The sequence below is a fragment of the Mesorhizobium sp. M7A.F.Ca.CA.002.05.1.1 genome (assembly GCF_003998335.1).
Taxonomy (GTDB): Bacteria; Pseudomonadota; Alphaproteobacteria; order Rhizobiales; family Rhizobiaceae; genus Mesorhizobium.
The window spans coordinates 1-7,526 of record NZ_RZQI01000227.1; the positions used below are offsets into that span (position 1 = coordinate 1).

A 7,526-nucleotide genomic window follows, 5' to 3' on the forward strand; every position below is an offset into this window, starting at 1 on the left:
GTTGGAAGACTGCACCTCGGGGATGCCCTTGAGCAGCATCTGCCATGTCCGTGACAGCACCCTGACCGACAGCGTTCTGGCGAAATCGGCGCCGCGCTGCCGCTCGTCCTCCGACAGCGAGGCATCCTCGATGGCCGTCGGCACGAAACGCAGCCGGGTGACGAGATGGTTGAATTCGGCAAGATCGGTCAGCACGGCGGCTGGATCGGCGCCGGTGTCATACTGCGCACGGAATTCGCCAAGGGCTGCCGCCACATCGCCCTTCATCACATGTTCGAACAGGTCGACGATGCGGGCGCGGTCGGCGAGCCCGAGCATCGCCCGAACCGCATCGGCGCCGACAGAGCCGGCGCCATGGGCAATCGCCTGGTCGAGGATGGAGAGCGAATCACGGGCCGAGCCCTCGGCGGCGCGCGCGATCATCGCCAGCGCGTCGTCGTCGACAGAAATGCCTTCCTGGGCCGAGATCGAGGACAGATGCGCGACCAGAGCGCCGGCGTCGATGCGCCTCAGGTCGAAGCGTTGGCAGCGCGACAGAACGGTGATCGGAACCTTGCGGATTTCGGTGGTGGCGAAGATGAATTTGACGTGCGGCGGCGGCTCTTCCAGCGTCTTCAGCAGGCCGTTGAAGGCTTGCGTCGACAGCATGTGCACTTCGTCGATGATGTAGACCTTGTAGCGGGCCGAGACCGGCGCATAGCGCACGCGCTCGATGATATCCCTGATGTCGTCGATGCCGGTATGCGAGGCGGCGTCCATCTCGATGACGTCGACATGGCGGCCTTCCATGATCGCCTGGCAATGTTCGCCGAGGACGGCGAGGTCGACCGAAGGCTGGTCGATGTCAGCGGTTTTATAATTCAGGGCCCGCGCGAGGATGCGCGCCGTCGTGGTCTTGCCGACGCCGCGCACGCCGGTCAGCATCCAGGCCTGGGCGATGCGGCCGGTGGCAAAGGCATTGGTGAGGGTGCGCACCATCGGCTCCTGGCCGACCAGCTCGGAAAAATTCGAAGGACGGTACTTGCGCGCCAGCACGCGATAGGCGGCGGCCTTGCCTATCTCCAGGCTTTTTGGTCCCGAATTTCCGGCTTCGCTCATACGCCCGTAAAGCTCCAAATGGCCGCGCCCGAAGGCGGCCGATTCCTGCGCATAGTCTCGCCCGCGCTGCAATGCGTCGTCAATGTCGCGAGAGGGGCCGATGAGGTGGGAGGCTGGAACAATGACCCGTTCCGGGCTCGTTAGGGCTGCTTCCTTCCGGACCTGACCCGGTTGGCGAGTGGATCGTCCACCACCAACCTCCCGCTTTCCATATCGGCAATTGCGCGACGAAATGCAAGTCCGCCGAAGAAATCGTTAAATGTCGAATCGGCGCACCAAACCGTGAGGGCGCAATGATTCACTTGCAGCCCCCTTGCCGCCGCTCTAGCCTTCATGTGTTGAGCAAACCAAGAAAAGCAAGGGAAACGCCGATGCTGCCGGGCCTGGAGGCCGGATTCACGCTGGACGCACGGCTGGAGGCGGACAGCGAGCAGTTGATGTGGCTTGGGCTGTGCGAACTGCGGGTGATGAACGACCGCCGCTGGCCGTGGCTGCTGCTGGTGCCGCAGCGGCCCGGCGCGGAGGAAATCCATGATATGACGCCGCTCGACCAGGCGATGCTGACCTTCGAGACCAACATGGTGGCGCAGGCGCTGAAGAAGGCGACCGGCTGCACCAAGATCAACACCGGCGCGCTCGGCAACATCGTGCGCCAGCTGCACATCCATGTCATCGCGCGCTCGGAAGGTGATCCCGGCTGGCCAGGCCCTGTGTGGGGACACGGCCTGCGAGAGCCCTATCAACGTTCCGACTTGCGACGGTTTGCCGAAACGATCAAGGCGGCGCTATAAGCGTTCCCAGTGTCCATCCCTCAACATATTCCAGAGTCCCCATGAGCTTCCGCCTGTTTGACGCGCCTTTGCGCGAGCCGAGCCAGTTCGTCGGCTTCGCCGGCAACACGATCGATCGGCAGTCCGAGAACCGCGCCGACGATTCGGTCGACAAGGCGCTGGCCGATCCGGCGACGCGGCTGCTTCTGATGCATGGCGGCCGGCTCTATTTGAAGCTCGGCGATAGCGGCGCTCTCGATCCCTGGTTCGGCGCCACCGAGAGCGAGCCCTTCAAGGTTTCCCTGGCGCAAGGCATCCTGCTCGGCTTTTCCGAACGAGGACCGGTGCTGGCCGTGCCCGCCGGCGTCGAACCCGAACAGCTTCCGGAAACAGTCAAGGCCATCGACTACCGCTCGGTCTACATGCAAGGGCTGATCGACGAGGCGGCGGCTGGCGCGATGGCGCAAGGGGCGGCCCTGCTCGCCTGGCATGCCAGCCATCGTTTCTGCAGCAAATGCGGTACAGAATCGCAGATGCGGGCCGGCGGCTACAAGCGGCATTGCCCGAATTGCGGCACAGAGCATTTTCCGCGCACCGACCCGGTGGCGATCATGCTGACGGCGACGCGGGAGAAGTGCCTGCTCGGGCGCGGCCGGCATTTCGCGCCGGGCATGTACTCGGCCCTTGCCGGCTTCATCGAGCCGGGCGAGACGATCGAGGCGGCGGTGCGCCGCGAGACGCTGGAAGAGGCCGGCATCCGGCTTGGCCGCGTCGTCTACCACGCCAGCCAGCCCTGGCCGTTTCCCTATTCGCTGATGATCGGCTGCTTCGGCGAGCCGCTCAACGACGACATCCAGGCCGACCTCAACGAGCTTGAGGACTGCCGCTGGTTTTTTCGCGACGAGGTGCGCCTGATGCTGGAAAGGACGCACAAGGACAATCTGGTCACGCCGCCGAAAGGCGCCATCGCGCATCACCTGATCCGCGCCTGGGTCGACTCGGAATGATGGCCGCGATTATTCAAAGACATTGCAGGAGCAGGGCATGATCCGTCACACCGTCGTTTTCACGCTGAAGCATCCGCCGCATTCGCTGGAGGAAAAGCGGTTCCTGGTCGACGCCAAGAAAATCCTCACCGCGATCAGGGGCGTCACGCATTTCGAGCAATTGCGGCAGATCAGCCCCAAGAACGACTATCGTTTCGGCTTCTCGATGGAGTTCGCCGACCAGGCTGCCTACAACAGGTACAACGACCATCCAGACCATGTCGCCTTCGTGCGCGACCGCTGGGTGCCCGAGGTCGAGACCTTCATGGAGATCGACTATGTGCCGCTGGGCGCGGTGATTTAGGGCATGGTCCCGAAAAGTGGAAACCGGTTTTTGGAAAAGACCATGCCTAGTAGCGATCAGTCCGCCACCTTCCACTGCTCACGCGACTCACTGGCCGGATAGACGCCCAGAATCCGCACTTCGCGCGAGAAGAAACGAAGCTCGTCCAGCGCCAGCTTGACCAGCGGGTCGTCGGGATGGCCCTCGATGTCGGCGTAGAACAGCGTCGCCGTGAAAGCGCCCAGCTGGTAGCTCTCCAGCTTGGTCATGTTGATGCCGTTGGTGGCGAAGCCGCCCATCGCCTTGTAGAGTGCGGCCGGCACGTTGCGGACGCGGAAGATGAAGGTCGTCATCATCTTGACGTCAGGCGACGGGCGCTCGGCCCATTGCTTGTTCTTGGTCAGGACGACAAAGCGGGTGACGTTTGAGTCGGTGTCCTCGACGTTTTGCTCGATGATATCGAGCCCGTAGAGGGTCGCTGCCAGCGCGGGCGACAGCGCCGCCATGGTGCGGTCCTTGACCTCGGAGACCATCTTGGCGGCGCCGGCCGTGTCGCCGGCGACGATCGCCTTCCAGCCGTTCTTGCGGATGTATTTGCGGCACTGGCCAAGCGCGTGGATATGGCTGTGCACCGTCTTGATCTCGTCGCGCCTGACGCCCGGCAGCACCATCAGCTGGAAATGGATGGGCAGGAAATATTCGCCGATGATGTGCAGCTTCGATTCCGGCAAGAGATGATGGATATCGGCGACGCGCCCGGCAATGGTGTTCTCGATCGGGATCATGGCGAGGTCGGCCTTGTTGGTCTCGACCGCGTTGAAGGCATCCTCGAAAGTCGGGCATGGCAACGGCTCCATCGAAGGGAACATGTTGCGGCTGGCGGTGTCGGAATTGGCGCCCGGCTCGCCCTGGAAGGATATTCTGTTGGTCTTTTCAGGCATGCCGATATCTCAGGTTGAAAGGATCTGTCTGGCGCGTTCGAGGTCTTCCGGCGTGTCGACGCCGAGCGGCAGCGACTGGACGATCTCGGCGTCGATGCGCATGCCGGCTTCCAGCGCCCGCAACTGCTCCAGCCGCTCGCGCCGTTCGAGCGGCGACGGCTTCAGCGCGACGAAACGCTCGAGTGCGTCGCGGCGATAGGCGTAGAGGCCGACATGATGGTAGAGCGGCCCCTCGCCCCAAGGCGCCGTGGCACGGGTGAAATAGAGCGCCCTCAGCCTGCTGCCCGAGAGCGGCGAGCCGACGATCTTGACGACATTGGGGTTGGTCTTTTCCTCGTCGCGGACGATCTCGACGCCGAGCGTGGCGATGTCCACCGCACTGTCCTCGAAAGGCCTGAGCGACGCGGCGATGATCTGGGGATCGATCGTCGGCAGGTCGCCTTGTACATTGACGACGGTTTCGACCTTGCGCCCGGGGTCGAGCGCGATCAGCGCCTCGTGGATGCGGTCGGAGCCGGATTCGTGATCCATGCGCGTCATCACGGCCTCGAAACCGTGCGCGCGCACCGCTTGCGCCACGCTTTGCGTATCGGTCGCCACCACCACTCGGCCAAGGCCGGCTTCGGCGGCACGGCGCGCGACATGGACGATCATCGGGGCGCCTGCGATGTCGGCCAGCGGCTTGCCCGGCAGGCGGGTCGAAGCCATGCGGGCCGGGATCAGGATCAGCGTGGACATTTCGGGTGCAAGGCGTCTCGAAAGAGGACAGGGAAAGTGGCAAAAGGTCTCACTGGAAGCGCCCTTATAGGTGTTGCAACGCCGCAGCAAAAGACCTAGTTTCCGCCCGATTTGACCGCCCTCGCAGGACGGGTCACGATACCGACGGACGGAGTGGACGGTTCTGTCCGCCGGAAAAGGGAGCAAGGGGCGTATGGATTCCAACGAAGTCAACAAACTGCTCGCCGGATTGCTCGGAACCGTTTTCGTCGTCTTCTCGGTCGGCATTGTGTCCGATGCGCTGTTTGCCTCGCCGGCGCCGGAAAAGCCCGGTTTCGCCATCGAGGCCGCCGAGCCCGCCGAAGGCGGTCCGGCCGCGCCTGCCGCCGCAGCCAAGCCGATCGCCGAACTGTTGGCGACCGCCAATGTCGAGCAAGGTGCTGCCGTCTTCAAGAAGTGCCAAGCCTGCCATTCCGGCGAAAAGGGCGGCCCCAACAAGGTCGGCCCGGACCTGTGGGACCTCATCGACCGCCCTGTCGCCGAGCATGAAGGTTTTGCCTATTCGGCCGGCATGAAGGAATTCTCCAAGGGCGGCGCCGAGAAGTGGACGTACGACAACCTCAACCACTTCATCACCTCGCCGAAGAAACTTGTGAAGGGCACCGCGATGGGCTTCGCCGGCCTGCCCAAGGACGAGGATCGCGCCAACGTCATCGCCTATCTGCGCACGCTGTCCGATAATCCCAAGCCGCTGCCGGCGCCGGGGGCTGCCGCAGATGCAGGCGCGCCCGCCGATGCAGCCGCTCCGGCAAAGCCGGCTGAGGGTGCCGCGCCGGCCGCTCCCGCCGCCCCGGCTCCGGCCGCACCGGCGCCTGCCCAATAGCCAGATATCATCTCGACGACCTTGAAAAAGCCGGGTTCAGCCCGGCTTTTTTGTTGGGAAAACCGCATAGGCGGCGACAAAGCCGCGCATGGCGGTTTTCACGAGCGCCAAATCATCTAGATTGCCATGAACGGGCATTGCGAAGAGGATAGTGCATGACGGTTGGCCGAACGCTTCTCAAGTCGTTGCTGGCGGCAGCCCTTCTGGCGGCGGGCTTGCAGGCTGCCCGCGCCGACGAATGGCGCACCACCTCATCGCTGATCGGCGAGTCCAAATACGGCGCCAATTTCCAGCACTACGACTACGTCAACCCGAACGCGCTCAAGGGCGGCACGCTGAATTCGGTGGTGCCAGGTACATTCGACAGCTTCAATCCCTACGTGGTCCAGGGATCACCGGCCGCCGGCCTCGTCGGGTTTGGCGGCGGCCTGCTCTACGACACGCTGATGGAGCAGGCGACCGATGAAGGCAGCACCAGCCATCCACTGATCGCCGATGCCTACAAATATCCTGATGATTATTCCTCCGCGACCTACCGGCTCGATCCGCGCGCCAAATGGCATGACGGCCAGCCGATCACCGTCGATGACGTGATCTGGTCGTTTCATGTGCTGAAGGCCAACAGCCCGCAATACAGCCGCTATTTTGAGAATGTCACCGATGCGGTGGCGATTTCGGATCGCGAGGTGGAGTTCCATTTCAACCAGAAGGGCAATCGCGAACTGCCCAAGATCATCGGCGACCTTGCCGTGCTGCCGAAACATTGGTGGGAAGGCACCGATGCCAACGGCAAGAAGCGGGACGTAACCAAGCCGACGCTGGAAATTCCGCTCGGTTCGGCCGCCTACAAGATCACCAGCTTCAAGCCGGGTTCGGAAATCATCTGGCAGCGTGTGCCGGACTATTGGGCGGCCAAGCTGCCGGTGAAGATCGGCCGTGAGAATTTCGACACCCGACGCTACACCTATATTCTGGACGACAACGCTGCCTGGCTCGCCTTCACCAAGGGTGGGCTGGAAGACATCAACCGCGAATACAGTTCGCGCAAATGGGCGACGGCTTACAATTTCCCGGCATTCCAAGCCGGCGATGTCATCAAGAAGGATTTCCAGACCCAGGCGCCGGAACCGATGCAGGGCTTCGTCCTCAACCAGCGGCGGCCGCTGTTCCAGGACCGGCTGGTGCGTGAAGCGCTGACCATTCCGTTCGATTTCGAGAGCATGAACCGCACACTGTTCTTCGGCTTCAACACCCGCACGTCGAGCTATTTCCAAGGCACCGAACTGGCCTCGAACGGGTTGCCGCAGGGCAAGGAACTGGAAATCCTGGAAAAATACCGAGACAAGCTGCCGCCCGAACTTTTCACCCAGGAATTCAAGCTGCCGGTTTATGATTCACCGCAGGCGGAACGGAAGTACCTGAAACAGGCGGTCGATCTCTTCGCCAAGGCGGGCTGGGTGATCAAGGGCGGCAAGATGGTCAATGCCAAGACCGGCGCGCCGTTCAAGTTTGAAATCCTCGGTTGGAACGACACCGACCAGGTCATCGCCAGCCCCTACATCGCCAATCTGCGCAAGATCGGCGTCGACGCCACTTTGCGCATCATCGACCAGACGCAGTACATCAACCGCGTCAACAATTTCGATTTCGATGTCGTTACCGGGATGCTGCAGCAGTCGGAATCGCCGGGCAACGAGCAGCGCGACTTCTGGAGCTCGAAAGCTGCCGACTCGCCCGGTTCGCGCAATCTGATGGGCATCAAGGACCCGACCGTCGACGCGCTGGTCG

8 protein-coding genes and 1 other RNA gene are annotated in these 7,526 nt (G+C 62.8%); 5 read left to right on the plus strand and 4 right to left on the minus strand.

Annotated features, from left to right (window positions below; genetic code table 11):
* Positions 1 to 1,098 (minus strand): DNA polymerase III subunit gamma/tau (locus EN939_RS13890; RefSeq protein WP_127268463.1); only part of this gene is annotated, 1,098 nt, incomplete at its 3' end.
* A gap of 105 nt (positions 1,099 to 1,203) precedes the next feature.
* An RNA gene (gene ffs / locus EN939_RS13895) (signal recognition particle sRNA small type) lies at positions 1,204 to 1,300 on the minus strand.
* A gap of 169 nt (positions 1,301 to 1,469) precedes the next feature.
* Here ffs and EN939_RS13900 point away from each other — a divergent pair.
* The 3 genes from EN939_RS13900 to EN939_RS13910 are packed head-to-tail and all read left to right on the plus strand — an operon-like array spanning position 1,470 to position 3,218.
* A complete protein-coding gene (locus tag EN939_RS13900; protein WP_127256953.1) occupies positions 1,470 to 1,889 on the plus strand; it encodes an HIT domain-containing protein in 420 nt (139 codons plus the stop codon).
* Positions 1,890 to 1,930: 41 nt separating this feature from the next.
* A complete protein-coding gene (nudC, locus tag EN939_RS13905) occupies positions 1,931 to 2,875 on the plus strand; it encodes an NAD(+) diphosphatase (protein WP_127268464.1) in 945 nt (314 codons plus the stop codon).
* A gap of 37 nt (positions 2,876 to 2,912) precedes the next feature.
* Positions 2,913 to 3,218 (plus strand): Dabb family protein, encoded by a 306-nt coding sequence (locus tag EN939_RS13910; protein ID WP_127268465.1) that lies wholly within the window; start codon positions 2,913 to 2,915, stop codon positions 3,216 to 3,218.
* A gap of 56 nt (positions 3,219 to 3,274) precedes the next feature.
* Here the strand turns inward: EN939_RS13910 and EN939_RS13915 are convergent, their stop codons facing one another.
* Together EN939_RS13915 and EN939_RS13920 are read right to left on the minus strand one after the other, a co-directional pair.
* Complete coding sequence (locus EN939_RS13915; RefSeq protein WP_127268466.1) at positions 3,275 to 4,138, minus strand: prephenate dehydratase; 864 nt, start codon at positions 4,136 to 4,138, stop codon at positions 3,275 to 3,277.
* 9 nt (positions 4,139 to 4,147) lie between these two features.
* The gene (locus tag EN939_RS13920) at positions 4,148 to 4,876 is read right to left on the minus strand and encodes a 3-deoxy-manno-octulosonate cytidylyltransferase (protein ID WP_127268467.1); all 729 of its coding nucleotides are present in this window, start codon (positions 4,874 to 4,876) and stop codon (positions 4,148 to 4,150) included.
* Positions 4,877 to 5,069: 193 nt separating this feature from the next.
* On the opposite strand from EN939_RS13920, the gene EN939_RS13925 reads away from it, so the two are divergent.
* Together EN939_RS13925 and EN939_RS13930 are read left to right on the plus strand one after the other, a co-directional pair.
* Entirely contained in the window at positions 5,070 to 5,738 is a 669-nt protein-coding gene (locus EN939_RS13925; RefSeq protein ID WP_127268468.1) for a c-type cytochrome, read from the plus strand.
* A 155-nt stretch (positions 5,739 to 5,893) separates the two neighbouring features.
* The coding region (locus EN939_RS13930; protein WP_164750985.1) for an extracellular solute-binding protein at positions 5,894 to 7,526 on the plus strand (1,633 nt) is incomplete at its 3' end.